This window comes from Pseudoduganella sp. R-34 (assembly GCF_049904655.1).
Taxonomy (GTDB): Bacteria; Pseudomonadota; Gammaproteobacteria; order Burkholderiales; family Burkholderiaceae_D; genus Rugamonas.
Window position 1 is genome coordinate 4,840,459 of record NZ_CP184572.1, and the last position, 17,890, is coordinate 4,858,348.

Annotated in this window: 23 protein-coding genes; 9 read left to right on the forward strand and 14 right to left on the reverse strand. The window is 62.9% G+C overall.

Translation table 11 applies throughout. The features are described from left to right. Positions 1 to 13: 13 nt before the first annotated feature. Complete coding sequence (locus ACN9MW_RS22085; RefSeq protein WP_426162694.1) at positions 14 to 1,483, reverse strand: sodium:solute symporter; 1,470 nt, start codon at positions 1,481 to 1,483, stop codon at positions 14 to 16. A gap of 89 nt (positions 1,484 to 1,572) precedes the next feature. Here ACN9MW_RS22085 and dgt point away from each other — a divergent pair, with 89 nt between their 5' ends. From dgt to ACN9MW_RS22100, 3 genes are read left to right on the forward strand one after another with little or no spacing between them, the layout of a single operon-like run. Next, positions 1,573 to 2,796, forward strand: a complete 1,224-nt coding sequence (gene dgt, locus ACN9MW_RS22090; RefSeq protein ID WP_426162696.1) for a dGTP triphosphohydrolase — start codon at positions 1,573 to 1,575, stop codon at positions 2,794 to 2,796. Further along, the gene (locus tag ACN9MW_RS22095) at positions 2,793 to 3,722 is read left to right on the forward strand and encodes an AraC family transcriptional regulator (RefSeq protein ID WP_426162698.1); all 930 of its coding nucleotides are present in this window, start codon (positions 2,793 to 2,795) and stop codon (positions 3,720 to 3,722) included. The genes dgt and ACN9MW_RS22095 overlap by 4 nt, the downstream gene beginning before the upstream one ends. 4 nt (positions 3,723 to 3,726) lie before the next feature. Beyond that, entirely contained in the window at positions 3,727 to 3,948 is a 222-nt protein-coding gene (locus ACN9MW_RS22100) for a DUF3820 family protein (protein ID WP_426162700.1), read from the forward strand. Here ACN9MW_RS22100 and ACN9MW_RS22105 read toward each other — a convergent pair. After that, positions 3,945 to 4,481, reverse strand: coding sequence for a pilus assembly FimT family protein (locus ACN9MW_RS22105; protein ID WP_426162701.1), 537 nt, complete (start codon positions 4,479 to 4,481; stop codon positions 3,945 to 3,947). The two genes, ACN9MW_RS22100 and ACN9MW_RS22105, sit on opposite strands and share 4 nt — an antisense overlap. A gap of 99 nt (positions 4,482 to 4,580) precedes the next feature. Here ACN9MW_RS22105 and ACN9MW_RS22110 point away from each other — a divergent pair, with 99 nt between their 5' ends. Beyond that, positions 4,581 to 5,828 (forward strand): dipeptidase, encoded by a 1,248-nt coding sequence (locus ACN9MW_RS22110; protein WP_426162703.1) that lies wholly within the window; start codon positions 4,581 to 4,583, stop codon positions 5,826 to 5,828. Here ACN9MW_RS22110 and ACN9MW_RS22115 read toward each other — a convergent pair. The 3 genes from ACN9MW_RS22115 to ACN9MW_RS22125 are packed head-to-tail and all read right to left on the reverse strand — an operon-like array spanning position 5,785 to position 6,988. Continuing rightward, positions 5,785 to 6,186: a PPC domain-containing DNA-binding protein gene (locus ACN9MW_RS22115; RefSeq protein ID WP_426172268.1), complete on the reverse strand. Its 402-nt coding sequence runs from the start codon at positions 6,184 to 6,186 to the stop codon at positions 5,785 to 5,787. The genes ACN9MW_RS22110 and ACN9MW_RS22115 overlap by 44 nt on opposite strands. Next, complete coding sequence (locus tag ACN9MW_RS22120; protein WP_426162705.1) at positions 6,186 to 6,566, reverse strand: glutaredoxin domain-containing protein; 381 nt, start codon at positions 6,564 to 6,566, stop codon at positions 6,186 to 6,188. The genes ACN9MW_RS22115 and ACN9MW_RS22120 overlap by 1 nt, the downstream gene beginning before the upstream one ends. After that, entirely contained in the window at positions 6,563 to 6,988 is a 426-nt protein-coding gene (locus ACN9MW_RS22125; RefSeq protein WP_426162707.1) for a DUF1810 domain-containing protein, read from the reverse strand. Before ACN9MW_RS22125 ends, ACN9MW_RS22120 begins: the two co-directional genes overlap by 4 nt. A gap of 126 nt (positions 6,989 to 7,114) precedes the next feature. On the opposite strand from ACN9MW_RS22125, the gene ACN9MW_RS22130 reads away from it, so the two are divergent. Next, positions 7,115 to 7,456, forward strand: a complete 342-nt coding sequence (locus ACN9MW_RS22130; protein ID WP_426162709.1) for a KGG domain-containing protein — start codon at positions 7,115 to 7,117, stop codon at positions 7,454 to 7,456. Here the strand turns inward: ACN9MW_RS22130 and ACN9MW_RS22135 are convergent. From ACN9MW_RS22135 to ACN9MW_RS22150, 4 genes are all read right to left on the reverse strand, one after another. Continuing rightward, positions 7,453 to 8,364, reverse strand: a complete 912-nt coding sequence (locus tag ACN9MW_RS22135; protein WP_426162711.1) for a DMT family transporter — start codon at positions 8,362 to 8,364, stop codon at positions 7,453 to 7,455. The genes ACN9MW_RS22130 and ACN9MW_RS22135 overlap by 4 nt on opposite strands. Beyond that, entirely contained in the window at positions 8,361 to 8,900 is a 540-nt protein-coding gene (locus ACN9MW_RS22140) for a glutathione binding-like protein (RefSeq protein WP_426162713.1), read from the reverse strand. The genes ACN9MW_RS22135 and ACN9MW_RS22140 overlap by 4 nt, the downstream gene beginning before the upstream one ends. A 76-nt stretch (positions 8,901 to 8,976) precedes the next feature. After that, positions 8,977 to 9,150, reverse strand: a complete 174-nt coding sequence (locus ACN9MW_RS22145) for an EAL domain-containing protein (protein WP_426162715.1) — start codon at positions 9,148 to 9,150, stop codon at positions 8,977 to 8,979. Between the two features lie 51 nt (positions 9,151 to 9,201). Beyond that, on the reverse strand, positions 9,202 to 10,134 hold the full coding sequence (locus ACN9MW_RS22150; RefSeq protein ID WP_426162718.1) for a LysR substrate-binding domain-containing protein: 933 nt from the start codon (positions 10,132 to 10,134) through the stop codon (positions 9,202 to 9,204). Positions 10,135 to 10,239: 105 nt separating this feature from the next. Here ACN9MW_RS22150 and ACN9MW_RS22155 point away from each other — a divergent pair, with 105 nt between their 5' ends. From ACN9MW_RS22155 to ACN9MW_RS22170, 4 genes are all read left to right on the forward strand, one after another. Further along, a complete protein-coding gene (locus ACN9MW_RS22155; protein WP_426162720.1) occupies positions 10,240 to 10,938 on the forward strand; it encodes a pirin family protein in 699 nt (232 codons plus the stop codon). Positions 10,939 to 11,115: 177 nt separating this feature from the next. Continuing rightward, positions 11,116 to 11,769 (forward strand): GTP cyclohydrolase II, encoded by a 654-nt coding sequence (gene ribA, locus ACN9MW_RS22160; protein ID WP_426162722.1) that lies wholly within the window; start codon positions 11,116 to 11,118, stop codon positions 11,767 to 11,769. Between the two features lie 31 nt (positions 11,770 to 11,800). Then, complete coding sequence (locus ACN9MW_RS22165) at positions 11,801 to 13,117, forward strand: S1 family peptidase (RefSeq protein WP_426162725.1); 1,317 nt, start codon at positions 11,801 to 11,803, stop codon at positions 13,115 to 13,117. Then, positions 13,114 to 14,091, forward strand: coding sequence for an FHA domain-containing protein (locus ACN9MW_RS22170; protein WP_426162728.1), 978 nt, complete (start codon positions 13,114 to 13,116; stop codon positions 14,089 to 14,091). Before ACN9MW_RS22165 ends, ACN9MW_RS22170 begins: the two co-directional genes overlap by 4 nt. On the opposite strand, the gene ACN9MW_RS22175 is transcribed toward ACN9MW_RS22170, so the two are convergent. The 5 genes from ACN9MW_RS22175 to ACN9MW_RS22195 all read right to left on the reverse strand — a co-directional run bounded on the left by ACN9MW_RS22175 (position 14,092) and on the right by ACN9MW_RS22195 (position 17,886). Further along, positions 14,092 to 14,502, reverse strand: coding sequence for a VOC family protein (locus tag ACN9MW_RS22175; RefSeq protein ID WP_426162730.1), 411 nt, complete (start codon positions 14,500 to 14,502; stop codon positions 14,092 to 14,094). 17 nt (positions 14,503 to 14,519) lie between these two features. Beyond that, complete coding sequence (locus tag ACN9MW_RS22180) at positions 14,520 to 15,380, reverse strand: hypothetical protein (RefSeq protein WP_426162732.1); 861 nt, start codon at positions 15,378 to 15,380, stop codon at positions 14,520 to 14,522. A gap of 10 nt (positions 15,381 to 15,390) precedes the next feature. Next, positions 15,391 to 15,693 (reverse strand): hypothetical protein, encoded by a 303-nt coding sequence (locus ACN9MW_RS22185; protein WP_426162734.1) that lies wholly within the window; start codon positions 15,691 to 15,693, stop codon positions 15,391 to 15,393. Between the two features lie 534 nt (positions 15,694 to 16,227). Beyond that, entirely contained in the window at positions 16,228 to 16,929 is a 702-nt protein-coding gene (locus ACN9MW_RS22190) for a hypothetical protein (RefSeq protein ID WP_426162736.1), read from the reverse strand. Between the two features lie 36 nt (positions 16,930 to 16,965). Further along, positions 16,966 to 17,886, reverse strand: a complete 921-nt coding sequence (locus tag ACN9MW_RS22195) for a cupin-like domain-containing protein (protein WP_426162738.1) — start codon at positions 17,884 to 17,886, stop codon at positions 16,966 to 16,968. Positions 17,887 to 17,890 lie beyond the last annotated feature (4 nt).

Here is a 17,890-nt window from a genome sequence, read left to right on the forward strand (position 1 = left end):
GCAAAAAATGAAACTACTTCACACTATAAGCGACATTCGCCTTGGAGGGTGAAGAAATCAGGTAAAGCCCAGCCATGACCAGCAGGCCGTTGATGACCAGCAGCTCCAGGCCGATGCGGTAGCTGCCGAACAGGCTTTGCTGGTTAAAGTCGATCAGGGCGCACAGCAGCGGCCCGGCCAGCGCCACACACGGCACCAGCCTGTCGCTCACCGCCCGCTTGCTGAGCAGGCCGAAGGCGAACAGGCCAAGCAGCGGGCCGTAGGTGTAGCCGGCCAGCTTCAGGATCATGCCGATCATGCTGGCGCTGTCGATCCACTTGAACACCATCACCAGCAGCAGGAACAGCGCGCAGAAAGCCAGGTGCACCCGGTGGCGAATGCGCAGTTGCGCGCCCTCGCCAAGGTCAGCGCGCCGTTTCAGGCCCAGGATGTCGATGCAGAAGGACGAGGTCAGCGCCGTGATCGCGCCATCCGCACTCGGGAACAGGGCGCTGATCAGGGCAATGATGAACACCAGCTGCAGCAGCGCCGGCATATGGCCCATCACCACGGCCGGGAAGATCTTGTCGCCGCTCGCGGCCACGCCCACCTGCGGCGCATACAGGTACAGCAGGCCGCCGAGGAACAGGAACAGCGCCAGCACGCCGGCCAGGATGGCGTTCAGCGCCAGCATGTTCTTTTGCGAATCGCCCAGGGTCTTGACCGAGATATTCTTCTGCATCATTTCCTGGTCCATGCCGGTCATGGTGATGACGATGAAGATGCCCGCCAGCACCTGTTTCCAGGCGTTGCCAGGGCTATTGATATCGGTCGTGAACACGCGCGCCAGCCCGGCAGAGCGCATGCGCTCCAGGCTTTCCAGCAAGCCCAGGTTCATCTCGTTCAGCAGGAAGGCCGTGCAGGCCACCAGGCCAAGCAGCATGCCGGTGGTCTGTAGCGTGTCGGTCCAGACGATGGTCTTGACCCCGCCCTCGTAGGTATACAGAAGGATCATCGCCAGGATGACCAGGTTGGTCAGCCAGAACGGCACGCCAAGGCTGTCCAGGATCACCGCCTGCAGGATGTTCACCACCAGGTACAGGCGCGCAGTGGCGCCAAGGGTGCGCGACAGGATGAAGAATGCCGCCCCGCTCTGGTAGGAGCGCCGGCCCAGCCGCACGTCGAGGTAATGGTAGATGGACGTCAGTTTCAGGCGGTAGTACAGCGGCAGCAGGATGCAGGCCACGGCGATATAACCGAGTACATAGCCGATCATGATCTGCATGTAGCCAAAGCCGTCGCGCCCCACCGCGCCCGGCACGCTGATGAAAGTCAAGCCGCTCAGCGTGGTGCCGACCATGCCGAAGGCCACCAGCATCCAGTTCGAACTCTTGTTCCCGATGAAGAAGCTGTCGTTGTTGGCGTTGCGGGAAGTGGCCCAGGCCACGCCCAGCAACAGGCCGAAATAGGCCAGAACCACGAGGAACAGCGAAACAGGTGACATTTTATTATCCAGCCGTGAAACAATTTGGGCTGCAATATACACCGGAATGCGGAAGCGACTTAGAATCCCCTGCAAACCAGAGGAAAACAATGTACGACCAACAGACCATCGAATTCGCCCGCGCCCAGGAGGCGCTGGTACTGCCGCTCGAATACCGCGTCCACGCCCAGGCCGACGGCCGCGGCGAGGGCCGCGAGGAGTGCATGCGCGATTATGCGCGCGTGCTGTATTCGTCTTCTTTCCGCCGCCTGCAGGGCAAGATGCAGCTGCTCGGCGTCGACGCCAACCGTTTCAACCGCAACCGCCTGACCCACAGCCTGGAAGTGGCGCAGATCGCCCGTTCCATCGCGGCCGACCTGGGGCTGGAGCGCAGCGTGGTATCGGAAACCTGCTCGCTGGCGCACGACATCGGCAACCCGCCTTTCGGCCATTACGGCGAAAAGATCCTGGACGAGCTGGCGACCGGTTCCGGCGGTTTCGAGGGCAATGCGCAAGCCTTCCGCACCCTGCGCACGCTGGAAAAGAAGCACCACGCCTATGCTGGCCTGAACCTGACCGTGCGCTCCCTGCTCGGCATCACCAAGTACTTCCAGCGCCGCGCCGACAATCCGAAGAAATTCCTGTACGACGATGACTATGCGTTCCTGATCGGACAGCTCAACGCCGCCGGCATCACGGTCCGCAAGAGCATCGACGCCCAGATCATGGACCTGGCCGACGAAATCGCCTATGCCGCCCACGACGTGGAAGATGCGCTGAGCTTCGGCATCATCACCTGGGGCGAGATCGTCCACGAATTCAGGATCAGCAAGGACTTTTCCGCCGCCTACGAGCAATTCGCCAGCATCGCCAACCACGCCCACGAGGAAGCGCTGAAATGCGATATGCAGGAAAGCTCGGAGGAATATTCGATCGTGCTGCGCAAGGAGCTGACCTCGCAGATCGTGCATGAACTGTGCCGCGACATCGCCGTGGTGGAAGGCAAGCACGGCCCCGAATTGGGCTACCGCACCAAGGGCCTGCTGGCGCGCGGTCTGAAAAGCCTGCTGTGGCGCGCCATCCTGCGCAAGAAAGACGTGCAGTTGTACGAAAAGCGCGGGGAGAAGATCATCCGCGGCCTGTTCGAAGTCCTGACCGACAACACCTACAACAAGGGCGGCATCCTGCTGCCGCCGGCCATCCGCAGCCTGAAGGATTCGCGCGAACGGCTGGTGGTGGACTACATTTCCGGCATGATGGATTCCTACGCTGCCAAGGAATACGAAAAGTACTTCGGCCCCGGCAGCCTTGACCGCATCTATCCACTCGCATGAACGATCCGCGCAGCGAATACGAGCGCCGCATGAACCGGGTGCTCGACCATATCGACCGCAACCTGGACGCGCAGCTTGACCTGCCGGCCCTGGCCGACATCGCCAACTTTTCGCGCTACCACTTCCACCGCATCTTCGCCGGCTGGATGGGCGAGACCATCGGCGACTATGTGCGCCGGCGCCGGCTGGAAGTCGCGGCCCACAAGCTGGCTGCCGGCGGTACGGTGCTCGAAGTCGCGCTGTCGACCGGCTTCGGCTCGGGCGAAGCCTTTGCCCGGGCCTTCAAGACCCGCTTCGGCAGCACGCCCACCGAGTGGCGCAACAGCACGCCCGAGCGCACGGCCGCGTTCCTGGCGGCGCAAAATAGCAATCTGGATCAGGCGAACAGCAAGTACGGTCAGGCCGGCGCAGGCGCGAACGGCGAACATGGCGTCTCCAACAACCCATTCGGAGAAATGATCATGGAAGTCAACATCGTCGACCTGCCACCAGCCCGCATCGCCTACCGCCGCCACATCGGCTCCTACGGCCCGGCTGTCGGCCAGTTCTGGGCCCAGGCCGTCTTGCCCTGGATGCTCGGCCACGGCCTGGCTGGCGCCACCTGCTACGGCATCGGCCACGACGACCCGAGCGTCACACCGGCCGACAAGTGCCGCTATGATGCCTGCGTCGAGATCCCGGAAGGCTTCGAGCCCGGCGGGCAATTCAGCGTCGCCCAGCTGCCCGGCGGGCGCTATGCTGTCACCCGCTACACCGGTTCGCCGCGCGACATCGGCCCGGTGTGGAACCGCATGATGAAGGAATGGCTGCCCTCCAGCGGGCTGCAATGCGACGAGCGCCCATGCTTTGAGCGCTACGAGAACCTTGCGACGCAGACCGACGGCAGCTTTACCTGCGAAATCTGCATACCTGTGAAAGCGCTGTAGAAGAATGAACCCGGAATACCTGGCAATGCTGGCGGCGCGCGATATGCCCTACGGGAAGTACAAGGGCCGCAAGCTGGCCGACTTGCCAGGCCATTACCTGGGCTGGATGGCGCGCGAAGGCTTCCCGAAAGGGGAGCTTGGTGCGCTGCTGGCATTGATGTACGAGATCGACCACAACAACCTGCGCGCCCTGCTCGATCCGCTGCGCGCGCCCAGGCGCCCTTAGCAGCCGCTGGTGTTCACTGTGACCACTGGAGTGCCGGCGCCGTTGTAGTTGTATCGGACGGAGCACTGCGTCGGGTTCGGCGCCTCCTCGATTCGCCACCCGGCGTCGCCGCCGGGGATCTGGCTATTGCCGTAGCCGTAGAAAGTATAGTCGCCGGTCTTCACCGCGCTGGATGACAGGTAGCAGCCGCCGGCCGGTATCTTGGTGCCTTGCAGCGCAATGCCGATGCCGTCGCACCAGCGGTCAGGGTAGCCGCTCCAGACGCGCATGCTGGTCGTGTCGTCCAGGTCGACAAACGTGATGTTGGCCTGGGCGCCGGGCGTGCCTTCGCCCCTCAGCGCGGTAAGCGACTTGACCAGGCCGATCGACGTCCTGACCGATCCTGCAAGGGCCTGGATCGATGCGATACGGGCGGAGGAGCCGAAGTTGATCATTTTCGGCAGCGCCACCGCAGCCAGGATGCCGAGGATGACGATGACGACAATCAGTTCGATGAGCGTAAAGCCCCTGGCAGGTGCGCGATGTCGATGCATGAAGAATTCCGGATTCAGGTCTTGCTAAACCGCCAGAGTATACCGGCGTTTGGCGCTGCGGCATACTTGAAAAATAATCGCTATTTCAACGGAGATAATTTGAACCGACTGTACATCACACTGCTGTGCGGAGTCCTGGGCTGTTCGCCCGCCTTCGCCGCAGACGCCGCCCTGCGCCACGCCCAGGCCCTGCTGGACCGCGTGCCCCTGGTCGATGGCCACAATGACCTGCCCTGGACCATCCGCGAAGACGCCGGCCATCCGATGGACGTGGACCACTACGACCTGCGCCAGCGCACCCCGCACGAAACCGACCTGGCGCGCCTGAAGCAAGGCAAGCTGTCCGCCCAGTTCTGGAGCGTCTACGTGCCGGGCGAGCTGAAAAGCGGCTGGGCCGTCGAGCAGCTGGAGCAGATCGACCTGGCGCGCCGCATGATCGCGAAATATCCTGAAAGCCTGGTGCTGGCCACCCGCAGCAGCGACATCGCCAAGGCCAAACGCGAAGGCAAGATCGCCAGCTTCATCGGCATGGAAGGCGGCCACGTGATCGAAAACAGCCTCGGCGCCCTGCGCGCCTACTACGACCTCGGCGCCCGCTACATGACCCTGACCCACAACAGCACGCTGGACTGGGTCGACGCCGCCATGGGTGAACGCAAGCACGGCGGCCTGACGCGCTTCGGCCAGGAAGTTGTGCGCGAAATGAACCGCCTCGGCATGCTGGTGGACCTGAGCCACGTCAGCACGGAAGTGATGCTGCAGGCGCTCGACACCAGCGAGGCGCCGGTGATCTTCTCGCACTCCAGCGCCCGCGCACTGGACGACCATCCGCGCAACGTGCCGGACGAAGTACTGAAACGGCTGCCGGCCAACGGCGGCGTGGTGATGGTAACGTTTGTGCCGGCCTTCGTCTCGCCGCAGGTGGCGGCATGGGGCAAAGGCCTGGGCGACGCCGCGGCAGCAGCCGGCGCCAGGCCGGACAGCCCGGATTTCAAGGCCGTCAGGGAAGCGTATATCGCCAAGGCCGGCCCGCAGCCGAAAGCCACCCTGGCCATGGTGGCCGACCACATCGAGCACGTGGCGCGCGTGGCGGGCAAGGACCACGTCGGCATCGCCGGCGACTATTACGGCTCCATCAACCCGGAAGGGCTGGAAGACGTATCGACCTACCCTGCCCTGTTTGCGGAACTGATACGCCGCGGCTGGAGCGACAAGGACCTTGCCAAGCTGGCCGGCGGCAACCTGGTGCGCGCCTTCGCCGGCGCGGAACAAGTCGCTGCCCGCCTGCAGAAGGAACGCAAGCCTAGCCTGGCGCGCGCCGAATCGCCAGCTCCGCAAAGCCCGTAAGCGGGTCGTGCTCGCGTGAGAACCGGTGCGCCGGCAGCAGCACCAGCAGCAATTCGGCCGTGGTGCGTACGACGCAGCCGCGGCCGACGTGCCCGCCGAACACCCTGCCGCGCGCATCGGACAGCATTATGTGCAGGTGGGCTCCGTCCGGCGCCACCGAGCCGGCTACCGTCAGGATTTCCAGGTCACCCAGCAACTCGGTCGGCTGCGCCAGCCCGGCATAGCGCAGCTGGGCCACCGACAGGCTGCCGATGCCCTGCACCAGGTAGCCGGCCGCAGCTCCCGCATCGCGCAGCGCCTGTTCGATGGCGCCGCGCAGGTCGTCGCCGGGATTCAGGCGCAAAGGCAGCGCGTCCATCATCCCTGCAGTCGCGGTGCGACCAGCGAAGTGAATTCGCCCTTCTCGATCAGGCGCTCCAGGTCGCTGAAGCCGCCAATCAGGACGCCGTCGATAAAGATCATCGGGAAGGTCGGCCAGCCAGTCCACATCTTCAGCGCCGTGCGGCGGCGCCACATGCTGAAGTAGCTGCCGTATTCGAGGTAGGCATACTTGGTGCCTTGCGCGTCCAGCAGGCGGCAGGTCTTTTTCGGGAACGGGTTCTGGCGCATGCCGACGACCACCACGCGGTTGGCCGCAATGGCCGCCTGCACTTCCGCCACGATGTCGGCATGGTTCTTCGCCACGCGTTCGCGGATGGCCGGGTGCAGGTGGGCGTCGTCGAGGATGGTACGGGTCATTGTTTTTCCTTGTGCAGTAAGTCCAGCGTGGCCGGGTCGGGCACGCGGCCAAAATATTTGTCGAGGCAAGCGCGGAACAGCGCTTCGTCGGGCGCGGCTTGCGCGAACAGCGTCATCGACGAATGAAATTTCATATTGTCCGGCGACCCGAAGATACCATGGACCGTGGCTCCCTGGACAGCCAGCACCAGCGCGCTGCACTCGCGCAGCCGCGCGCCCAGCACGGGATGCGCCAGGTAGGCCTGCGCTTCGGCCAGCCCGCTGATCGCGTAATGCTGCGCCATGGCGCTGGCGCCGAGGCCGGCGATCTGCGGAAAGATGAACCACATCCAGTGGCTGCGCTTGCGTCCAGCCGACAGTTCGCTGACCACCTGTTGGTAGAGGCCTTCCTGCGCAGCGGTAAAGCGATCCAGTAGGTACATGGCCTGCCTCGAAAAGTTACTTTTCAATGAGCCATTGTCCTACAAACTCTGGTAGCGTGTTCTGATTAATTGGCGCCCCTGCCACGCCTACCATGACGACTCCTTGAACCGAATTGGGAGATGATCATGGCATCCAGTAATCAAGACAACCGCGGCGGGAACAAACAGTCGGGCGATACCAGCAACCGTGGCTTCGCATCGATGGACCCCGAAAAGCAGCGTGAAATCGCCAGCGAAGGCGGCAAGGCAGCCCACGCCTCCGGCAATGCGCACGAGTTCACCTCGGAAGAAGCGCGCAAGGCCGGCAGCATGAGCCACAAGAATGACGGCAACCGCCAGTCCGGCTCGTCCGAATCGGGCAGCCGCCAGAGCGGCAGCGGCGGCAGCGGTGGCGGCACCCGTGGCGGCACCCCTGAGCAGCACGCCGAAGCCGGCCGCCAAAGCCACAAAAACGATGACAAGCGCTAAGCGCGCCTAGTCAGGAACGGAACCGTCCAGCGCGACGGTTCAACAAGCCCGGTGGTCAGCGCGCAACCCGCGAGGATCACCAGGCAGCTCAATCCCATCTGCAACGAGAACGTCTCCCCCAGGAACAGGCAGCCCCACAGCACGCCAAAGGCCGGGATCAGGAACAGCGCACTCATCGCCTTGCTCGCGCCCAGCCGCGCAATTAATCCAAAGAACAGCACGTATGCGAACGTCGTGCACAGTGCAGCCAGCGCCAGCACCGCGCCCCAGGCCTTGGCCGAAGGCGGCTCGGCAGGCCACAGCGCCAGCGCCGGGCCAATCAAGAGCACGGCAGCCACCATCTGGCTGCCCGTCGCCACCGCCAGCGGCGGCGCTTCGGCCAGGTAGCGCTTGCTGAAATTGCCCGAAATCCCATACAGCAGCGTCGCCGCCAGGCAGGCCAGCGAGGCCAGCACCGTGCGCAGCATGTCGTGTTGCGGCAGGAAGTGCAGCTTGCCCGCCACCAGCAGCACCACGCCGCCAAAGCCCAGCGACAAGCCGGCCATGCGCGTGAGGGTCAAGCGTTCGCCGAGCCAGATGGCGCCGATCAGGGCCGCGAACAAGGGCGTGGTCGCGCTCAGGATGGAGGACAGGCCTGCCGGAATCGTCAGCGCGGCGAAATTGAACAACAGGAAAGGCAGGGCCGCATTGGTCACGCCAACAAAGCCGATGCCGCGCCAATGCTTGCGCAGTGCGCCGAGCTGGCCACGCCACAACAGCAGCGGCAACAACAGTCCTGCCGCTGCGACAGCGCGCACCCCGCCCATTGCCGCCGCGCCAAACTCCGGCGCGCCGACGCGGATGAACAGATAGGAGGCGCCCCAGATCGCCGCCACCGACAACATGCTGCCCGCATCGGTCCGCTTCATGGCAATACTCCCGCCAGCGCTTCGCTTTCGGCCGGCGGCGCCACGCTGTCCGGAGCGCCGTAGGCGCGCTGCGTTGCCGGCCGCTGGCTGACGGCATGGAACCAGCGCGCCAGCTTGGGATAAGCGGCCAGCCGTGCACCGCGCGCGCTCACCCAGGGGAAGCAGGCGATGTCAGCCACGGAGTATTGCTCCCCGCACAGGTAAGCCTGCCCTCCCAGTTCCTTGTCGAGCGCACTGTACAGCCCACCCGTTTCATTGCTGCGGCATTCGAATGACTTCTGCCAGAACAGCCACTGCCTCGTCGCTGCCCGTGCGCGCATTCCGGCCGGCATGCCGAAACCGGCTTTTTCGGCCAGGTAAAGCAGCATGGCGCCCGACTCCTGCAGCGGCAACGGTTCGCCGGCATCCATCGGCCAGTGGTCGACAATCGCCAGCGACCTGGCGTGGGGAATGCGGCGAAATGGCAATCCGGTCTCTTCCAGGAACATCAGCAATTGCTGACCTTGGGGTGTCGCGACGTAATAGAAGTCCAGCATGGCAATCCCTTTCGATGTTGGCAGGGACAGTTTGCACCGCAACATGGCCCTAAGAAAGGTCCAGTAATGGGTGATTTCATGGAGCCAGCGTCGCCTGGCGCCCGGTGACCGCCAAGCGCTTGCCTTCGCGCAGCATGCGTTCGAGGCCTGCCGCGCCGACCGGCTGGCTGAACAGGTAACCCTGGAGCTGGTCGCAGCCCAGGTCGCGCAGGAAGCTCATCTGTTCGATGGTTTCCACGCCCTCGGCCACGATTCCCGCCGCAATTGCTTGGCCATGGTGACGATGGCGCGTGCAACACGCTTATTGACCAAGCGCAACTTTCGGCAGGTGCGAGCATAGGCGATCGAACAAGCCCGGTTCGGCCATGCGTTGCCGCCACCAGCGCAGGGCTGCGCCGGACTCGCCGCTGCGCCACGCGAGGTAGAAAGTTTCATCGGGCTTGGGCTCTTCCACCTCCTTTTCCACCAGCAGGCCGGCAGCAATCGCCTCGCGCGCGCAGCGTTCGGGCAGGAAGCCGAAGCCCAGCCCAGCGCACTGGTAGTCGAATTTGGCCTGCATGGTCGGCACCGTCAGCGTGTCCTGCCCCAGCACCAGGCCGACCGTGCGCGGCGCCAGCAGCCGTGCGGAATCGGCCGTGGCAATCGCACGGTGCAGCTGCAACGCGTTGCGCCCCAGGCGGCCGGGCAACTGCGCCAGCGCATGCTGCGGCGCGACCGCGAACACCCATTTCAACTGTCCGATGGGCTGCGACACATAACCCCCGCCGGCCGGGCCGTCGCCCGGCGCGCCGACCACGAGATCCACGCGCCGGTCCAGCAAGGCCTCCCAGCTGCCGCCGAGCGTTTCCTGCACCAGGCGCAGGCGGGTTTGCTGGGTGACCTCATAGAAAGCGCGCACGTCCTGTGCCAGCACGGCGGCGCCGAACATGGAGTCAAGGCCGACTGCGAGCTCCGTTTCCCAGCCGGAGGCAACGCGCCGCACGCGCTGCTCCAGGTCGCCCGCCGCCTTGAGCAGGTAGCGTCCCTCCTTCAGCAGTTCGTGCCCGGCAGCTGTCAGTTCAACGCGCGGGCCGAAGCGCTCGAACACTTGCACCCCAAGCTCCTCTTCCAGCTTGCCGACTGTATAGGAAATGGTCGAAGGGACGCGGTACAACTCCCGCGCGGCGGCGGCAAAGGAACCGCCACGGTCGATGGCGTCCACGATTTGCAGGGCTTCCAGGCTGAGTCTGAGCATTCGATTTTTTCGATCATAGACAGGCAAATTATTCGCTTTTTAACACGATTGCCCGCACTTATACTGTGAAACATCTGATCGAAATTATCGCACAAGGAGCTAATCATGTTGCAAGTACGTAAATCTGAAGACCGCGGTGTTGGCAATTTTGGCTGGCTGGATTCGAAACACAGCTTCTCTTTCGGCCACTACTATGACCCGAACCATGTCGGTTTCGGCCCCCTGCTGGTGATCAACGAGGACAAGGTGTCGCCGGGCCAGGGTTTTGGCACCCATGGCCACCGCGACATGGAGATCATCTCCTATGTGCTGAGCGGTGCGCTGGAACACAAGGACAGCATGGGCAATGGCTCGGTCCTGCACTACGGCGACGTGCAGCGCATGACGGCTGGCACCGGCGTGCGGCACTCCGAGTACAACCACTCGAACAAGGAAGGCGTGCATTTCCTGCAGATCTGGATCCAGCCTTCGCAGGGCGGCATCGAGCCTGGCTACGAGGAAAAGCACTTTACGCCGGAGAGCAAAACCGGCGCCTTGCGACTGATCGCATCGCCGGATGGGCGTGAGGGGTCGGTGCTGGTGCACCAGGACGCGTTGATCTACGCCTCCATCCTGAATGGCGGCGCAGGGGCCGTGCATGCGCTGGGCGCGGGGCGGCAGGCTTATGTCCACGTGATCCGCGGCACGCTGACCGTCAACGGCACCGAGCTGAAAGGTGGCGATGCTGCCAAGATTACCGGCGAGGAGTCGGTGACGCTGTCAGGTGGCGATAATGTCGAAGTTCTGCTGTTTGACCTGCCTTAAACCGGTAAACCTGGGTCTGACCCGCAGGGTCAGACCCAGTCTGCGGCGCGGCCAACGGTTCTGGTTCGAGACCGTTGGGGGTCAGACGGGACGGCCATCCGGCTTGGGGCTGACCCCTAATATCCGGGTTTTTGTTATGATTGCAGGGTTACACAACACAAAGATTGAAAGAGCATCATGCAGCCCGTAGCAGAACAACCGGTAAAAGAAGACCTGGACTACGTCACCTCGTGCGCCTTGCCGACGCCGTGGGCCCAGTTCACGCTGCATGCCTTCGTCGAACACGCGACCGGCAAGGAGCACCTGGCCATGGTGCTGGGCGATATCGGCAATGGCGAGCCTGTGCTGGCGCGCGTCCATTCCGAATGCCTGACCGGCGACGTGCTGTTCTCCCAGCGCTGCGACTGCGGCGCCCAACTCGAAGGCGCCCTGAAACGCATCGCCGAGGAAGGCCGCGGCGTGCTGCTCTACCTGCGCCAGGAAGGCCGCGGCATTGGCTTGATCAACAAGATGCGCGCCTACCGCCTGCAAGAGCAAGGTGCGGACACCGTGCAAGCCAACGAACAACTAGGCTTCAAGCCAGACCAGCGCAACTACGCCCTGGTTGAACCGATGCTCAAGCAGTTTGGGGTGAAGAGCCTGAAGCTGATGACCAACAACCCGCGCAAGATCGCGGCCATGGGCAGCCTTGGCGTCGAAGTCGCCGAACGGGTGCCGCTGCTGGTCAACCGCAATGCCTTCAACCAGCACTACCTGAATACCAAGGCGCTCAAGCTGGGGCACATGATGACCCCAGTCACCCCGCCAGCCGCCGAAGACGGCGAACTGTAATCCCCGCCTCACTCCCAGGTCTAAGGATTAGATGAAATTCACTAAACTTGCATTACTACTGACTTTGACCTGGGGCTGCGCAGCAGCCAACGCCCAGCAGGCTCCGGCCCAAGCCCCCGATGCAGTCGCCCTGCCGACACCATCGAGCACCGCGCAAAAACTCTATTCCGCCGCCAAGGCCGACCTGCTGCAGGTACGCTCGCTGCTGAAAACCGGCCGCACCCAATCCTCGGTCGGCTCCGGCTTCCTGGTCGGCACCTCCAACCTGGTGCTGACGAACTACCACGTCGTCTCGCAGTTCGCACTTGATCCGGATACCTACACCGGCGAATGGGTCGATACCGCCGGCCAGCGCGGCAATATCGAATTGCTGGCAGTCGATGTGCTGCACGACCTGGCCGTGGTGCGCGTCAACCGCTACGGCACCGGCTACTTCAAGCTGGGCGACAAGCCGGTCACCCTGACGCAAGGCCAGTACCTGTACTCGCTGGGCAATCCGCTCGACCTGGGCTTTGCCATCTCCGAAGGTTCGTTCAACGGCGTGATCGCGCGCAGCTTCTACGAGCAGCTGATGTTCACGGGCCCGATCAACGCCGGCATGAGCGGCGGCCCGAGCGTGACCGTGGATGGCGCGGTGGCCGGCATCAACGTCTCCAAGCGCCTCGATGGCGAACTGGTGTCCTTCCTGGTCCCTGCCCGCTACGCGCAAGAGCTGCTGAAGAAAGTCGATCCGGAGGCCAAGCCGCCGAAGGACTTCACCGCCATCGTCGCGCAGCAGCTTCTGGTGCACCAGAAGGCCATGATCGACCAGTTGCTGGAAAAACCGCTGTCCGCCAAGGCCATGGGACCGTACTCGGTGCCGGTGCGCGAATCGGAACAGATGCGCTGCTGGGGGCGGTCCAACGACCGCGATTCCTTCCAGGTGGAAGTCACCAATTGCCAGATGGAGTCGTCGCTGTTCGTCTCCGGCTCGCTGCAGACCGGCCAGGTGCAGATCCAGCATCAATACATGAAGAGCACGGGACTGGATGAAGTGCGCTTCGCTGTCCTGTCCAGCAACTCTTTCAAGAACGAGAGCTTCGGCAGCCACAAGGACAAGCGCCTGACCGGCCCGATGTGCACCGAACAATTCGTCAAGAACAGCAACCTGCCGATGCGCGCCGTGATGTGCGTGCGCGCCTACCGCAAGTTCGACGGCCTGTACGACTTCGCCCTGCTGACCTCCAGCACCGACGAAGGCAAGATGAACCTGCAAAGCCGCCTTGATGCGCGCGGCGTGTCCTATGAAAACGGCCTGCGTGCCTCGCGTGCCTTCCTCGAATCGCTGGCGCGCGGGGGCAGGAAATGAACGGCCCGTTCTTCATCGAGACCCTGGCGCGCAACGGCGACGTGCTGCATCGCCACCGCGTCGACAAGCTGCCGATCACCATCGGCCGCGGATACAACAACGACTTCATCCTGGACGACGCGCATACCGCGCCTACCCACGCCGTAGTAGAGCTGGCGGAAGACGGTGCGCTCGTGATGCGCGACCTGGGCAGCCAGAACGGCATCGTGGTGCACGGCAAGCGCCAGGCTTCGGTCCCGATCAACGGCACCACCGTGGTGCGCCTCGGCCACACCCGCCTGCGCGTACGCGACGCGGCATTCCCGGTTGAAGCCGAAGTCACCGATACCACCATGCATGCCTGGGAAGGCGGCGTGCCCGCGCTGGCAGGCATGGCGCTGATTGCCCTGTTCGTCGGCGTGACCGAAGCGCTGTCCGATACGGGCGCCTTCCAGGCCATCCGTTACCTGCTGGTGATTGTCACCGGCATCGGCGCCGGCATGGTGTGGAGTGGCGTCTGGGCCCTGGCCAATCGCATTTTCGGCGGTCATGCACGCCTTGGACGCCATCTGTTCATCCTTGGCAGCGGACTGGTAGCAATCGGCGCGTGGAAGGCTTTGAGCAGCGTGCTGGCGTATGCCTGGTCGGCGGAAATGTTCACGCGCTACGGCAACCATGTGGTGATGCTGATCCTGGTGGCGATGATCTACAACCACTTGCGCACCGTGAAGCCGCACAAGCCGCGCGCCTTCATCTCATCCTGCGCCGTGTTCCTCGCCCTGGGCTCTGGCCTGATCCTGATGCGGAATTACGAGGGCGCCGGACGGCTGCGCGATGAGCTCTACATGTCGGTGATCCTGCCGCCCGAAGTCCGCCAGAGCAAAGACCACAGCGTGGATGAATTCATGAGCGATGCGGCCAAGCTGAAAGCTGCCGCCGATGAAGCGCGCAAGTCCTCGAAGCTCAAGAAGGACGACGAGGACGACGACGAGTAATCAGCTCGCGTAAGGCGCACCGCGCAGTTCGACGGTGTTGCCTTCGGGGTCGTTGACATAGATCGACGGCCCTTCGCCTTCCGCACCATAGCGTGATTCGGACGGGCCATTCGCCACGTCGTGCGCGCTCAGGTGGGCGCGGATCGCCGCCTCGTCAAACGGCTCGACGCGGAAGCAGAAATGGTCGACATTGCGCCCTTCCTTGCCCGGCGCAGCACCGCCCATCCTGCCCAGCTTTTTATCAACCGGCACCAGGTCCACCAGCGAGCTGCCAGCGCGCAGCTGGATCAGGCCGATCTCGTCCTGGCGGCGCTCGATGGTGCAGCCCAGCACTTCGGTGTAGAAGCGGATCATGCGGTCGGCGTCGACAACGCGCAGTACGATGTGGTCAATTTCGCGAATCTTGATCAACGTTTGTCTCCTTTGATTTAAGCGTCCGGAACGGGATTGCTGCCGGAGACGGGCACATAGCGCCCGCCGCGGAGTTCGAACTTCATCGCCTGGTCGACGCGCTGCGCAGGAGCATTGCCATCCTTGCCTGCCTTGCTCACCGCGCCAGTGAAACGCAGCGTCAGCGCGCTTGCACCGGCAAGCTCCCAGCGGCCTTCGATGTCATAGCATTGGCCCGGCGGCACCTTCTCGTCGGCGTAGGCTGGATCGGCAGGATGCAAGCCTTGCACGATGCCGCCCAGGCGGTCGACGCAATCGGGGCGTGAGTAGACGTTGCTGCCCTTGATCTTTTGCAGCAGGAGCGGCTGTGCTTTCACGCCGTCGGCGCCGATTGCATACAGCGCGATGACATCCACGCAATGCCCTTGCCAGCAGCTTCCCCAGGTAGCTTGCAACGCCTGCGACTTTGCAGACAATGGAGCCGTCGCCAACTGCACCCGTCCTTCAAAGCCCTGCAGGGCGAACGGCTCCTGGCGCCTGGCGATCTTCCAACCGTCCTTGCCGGGCTTGAAGGTATAGGCTGCAAGGCCGGCCGGCGTGCCGTGTGCAACTTGCGGCTCGCCGCCATCGCCTGCCGGCATCATGGTCGCCAGCAGCACGATGCGACCCGGGGAGACGCGCACCACCTGGCGCGGCAGCACGATGACGTTGCGCTTCCTGCCTTGTTTCGCATTCCAGCCGCGCGTAGCGGCGCTGGTCGGGATCGACTGCAAACGCCCGCCCTCCTCGTCGACCCACTTCGGGAATGCGATTTGCAATAGTTCGTCAGGCTGAGGGTCGGCCGCTTGTGCGATCGCCAATGCCGGCACCGCCAGCAACGCAACAAAAACAAGCTTCATCAATATTCTCCTAGATCCGCAAGCGGCGGCGGTCATTGAGGAAAGTCTCGAGCTGCGCAGGCGTCAGCACCTTGACCGGGTCGCCATGGAAGACGTACAGGTAAGGCTCCCCCCCGAGACGGTCGGTCATCTTCGCCAGCACAAGGAAACAGGTACCCAGCGGATAAACGGCCGTATCGCGCAACTGCCGCGAACACTGAACCCGCATCTCCGGGCTGAACGCCTGCCCATTCACCGGCCGCAGCACCACCTGGCCGTATTCCTCGACCGATTCCACCGCTACATCGCGGTAATCAAAAGTATCCCTAGTCATCCCGCGATCTTACCTGATCCACCTCAACACATGTGCCGTCGAAGCGCTTGAGCATCAACTTACCGCCCGGCTGCTTGACCTCCTTTTTCAAAGGCCTGGACTGACCATGTCAATCTTCTGGGACGAACTAAAGCGAATAGTCGGATTCGTGGAAGGGCGAATTGCCAAGTTGACCTACTGCTATGAAAGCGAGACCCTCAGTGTCATTTCCTTTCGAAAAGCCACCAGGCCAGAAGCCCTTCAATATCACATCATCCTGCGTGAGCGAGACGGATTGGGACGCAATTGACGCGATGAAAGACGATGACATTGTCCCGACTGAGGAATGTTCCGAGATGCAATCGCACGATTTCGAACGAGGCAGGCTGCTTTTCAATGGACGCACGCCAACACAAGAAGAAATTGAAGAAGGACGGCGCATCATCCTTCAGTACCACAACCGCTCACAAGGTGCAAAGAGTGGCAGGTGAGCATCAGGCAAGACATGCCTGGGCCGAACCGGACAAGTCCGGTCCATGGCAGTCCAACGCCGCCTTAAGATTCGACCTTCAACTCCCTAATTGCCGCTACAGCCCTATTCCAGGCCTGGCGGACCTGAATATGTTCGTGTTGAGCGCAACGCTCCGCTAACCGCATCAAGTAAGGGGCCGGTCTCTTTTCAATTTCCCTCGCCACGGCTTCTCCGTAAAAGAAATTCGAATCAGAAGCGAGCCGGCTCAATAACCTTTCGTCTCGTAGATCCATGGAGGGAATAATCGCGAGCACAGCGGCCTCGATCTCGGGATCGCTATTGTCGAGCAGATCGGTAATCAGTTGGCTCAGAGCAACTTGATCCTCAACAATAGTGGATCTTGAGGGATGGAGATCACTGAACCATAGGCCTTCCCGTTTTGCCTTCCCGACGAAATCCATGAACTCCGCAAGCGATGCAAACACGACTCTCGAATCGCCATCATGCGACAAGAAAAGAACACTTCCCTTCAAAGCGGGATGATTCAAATAGATATGATGGTCACTCGTATTCGGATCATCCAGAACAATTCCGTTGAGTACACGGACAACTGGATGCGATGCGATGGCGCACGTGCATTTTTCAGCATGAACACGATCGAGAAGATTGATTCCAATGTCCCAACGCTCCGAGTAGTCGCCATTTAGGACAGGAAAGTATCGATCTAGCTCAGGTGGCAATTTCGTCGGCTGCGCGCCCCATTCTGGCGTGACAAGTGCCCGCAATTTTGTTCACTTTGGAAACGGCCACATACCTGTCTTTCAAGCCAAGGCAAAAGGTTTGCCGCGCGCCCAGCGGTTTGACGACAGCGAGAAAGTCAGTGCGCGCACCTGGTGGTACCAGCCGGCCGGAACGAAGAGCATATCGCCAGGCTGGACGATCACTTCGATCATCGTGGCCTGGCGCGCCAGCGGGTAGCGTTCGAAATCTGGCGCTTCGGGATCGAACGGGCTGCCGAACAAGACCGGATTGGCCTCGCGGGTGTAAAGGAACTCGTCGTGGTGCGGCGGCGCGAGGAAAATCCGCTTGCTGCCCCAGACCTGCGCGAAAATGTTGTCGTCAAAGTCGCTGTGCAGCGGCGTGACAGTTCCGGCGGGGCCGATCCAGAAGCGCGGCGGCCCCATCTTTTCGAAATACGCCGGCCAGTGGCACAGGCTATTCAACTCGCGCAGTTCGAGGTTGCCGAGGTATGGCGGCAAGCCTTCAGTCGCATCGGCGAGATCGAGATACTCGCGCATGGTCATGTCCTGCATCGCGCGGTCGGGCGCGAAGGCAGTGCCGATGTAGTCGCCCACGCGTGCGCGCACGTGTACATCACCAAAGCGCTCTCGCAGCACTTCCGGATCGAGCGCGCAGATCGGCCAGCGTGCAACTGCGCCGGGAATCAGGAATGGCAGCCCTTCACGCGCCCGTGTGCGGAACGCCGTTGCGCTCATCGGGCGTACGCGCGGTACGGCATCGATGGCCGGCAAAGCGCGGGCTGCCGCGCGGATGGCTTCACGCATCTCCTGCATCGAAGACACGCCGCGCACCGCAGCGTCGCGGCGCTCGCGTGCTTCGGCTTTGGCGGCTTGCGCCGCCTCCCCGTCCGGCACGTTGCGCGAAGCTTCGAGCGGCGGCAGGCGCGACGCAGCAAGCGCTGCGCCGGGCGCTGGTTCGCGCGGCGGCTGGCGTGACGTCATGGCC